The organism is Micromonospora sp. ABR4_055, from assembly GCF_056160425.1.
Genome location: NZ_JBSWXD010000322.1, coordinates 1 through 1,168, shown reverse-complemented (window position 1 = coordinate 1,168; position 1,168 = coordinate 1). Strand labels below are relative to the sequence as shown.

1 protein-coding gene is annotated in these 1,168 nt (G+C 65.4%); it reads right to left on the bottom strand.

Translation table 11 applies throughout. The features are described 5' to 3' along the window. Positions 1–41: 41 nt before the first annotated feature. Positions 42–1,168 (bottom strand): IS256 family transposase (locus ACXAHD_RS32165; RefSeq protein ID WP_475055176.1); only part of this gene is annotated, 1,127 nt, incomplete at its 5' end.

The following is a 1,168-nucleotide window of genomic DNA, read 5'->3' as shown; positions in this document are numbered from 1 at the left end:
GAGCCTGTCCGAATTTCTGTGTAACGCCCTATCCTGTCCAACTATCGGGCATCGATGGGGATACGGTTCGGGAAGAACAGGTCCAACGCGTTGAGGGCCTGTTTCCAGCCGTGCACGCCGGCGCCTTCGACCAGCCGTGGCGGCGCGGTGCGGGAGTTCGCGGGTCTACCGGCCTCGGCGGCGCGTTGCCGGGCGCGTTTGTCCTCGATGTCGGCGATCGCGAGCCAGATCAGCTTGATCACGGCGTCGTCGGTGGGGAAATGCCCACGGTTCTTGATGATCTTCCGGATCTGGTAGTTGAAACTCTCGATCGCGTTGGTGGTGTAGATGATCCGGCGGACCTCGGGCGGGAACGCCAGGAACGGAGTGAACCGATCCCACGCCCGTTCCCAGACCGCGACCGCGGCCGGGTACCGCCTACCGAGCGGGCTGTCGGCGAAACCGAGCATCGCGGTCTCGGCCGCCTCCACCGTCGGAGCGGTGTAGATGTCCTTCAACGCGGCGGCCATCACCCTACGGTCCTTGTAGGACACGAACTTCGTCGCCGCCCGGATCAGATGCACCACACACGTCTGCACGGTGGTGTGCGGCCACACCGCCTCGATCGCCTCGGGCAGACCGGTCAACCCGTCACAGCAGGCGATCAGCACATCACGCACCCCACGGTTACGCAGCTCGGTGCAGACCTGCATCCAGAACTTCGCCCCCTCGGTCTGCTGCACCCAGATACCGAGGACGTGCTTGACCCCGTCGGTGTTGACCCCCACGACGAGGTAACAGGCCTTGTTACGGACCTGGGCGCCGTCGCGGACCTTCACCATCAACGCGTCGACGTAGACGATCGGGTACACCTCGTCCAACGGCCGGTGCTGCCACGCCTTCACCTCCTCCAGAACTTCGTCGGTGATGGTGGAGACCGTGTCGGGTGACACCTCGGTGCCGTAGACCCGCTGCAGGTGGTGACAGATGTCGCGGACCGTCATCCCACCCGCGTACAGGCTGATGATCACGTCCGACAGGCCACCGAGCCGGCGGGCGTTCTTCGGCACCAGCATCGGGGTGAACGTGCCCGCCCGGTCCCGGGGCACCTTCACATCGACCGGGCCGATCTCGGTCTGCACCGTCTTCGCGGTCGACCCGTTACGCGAGTTACCCGAGCCGTTACCCG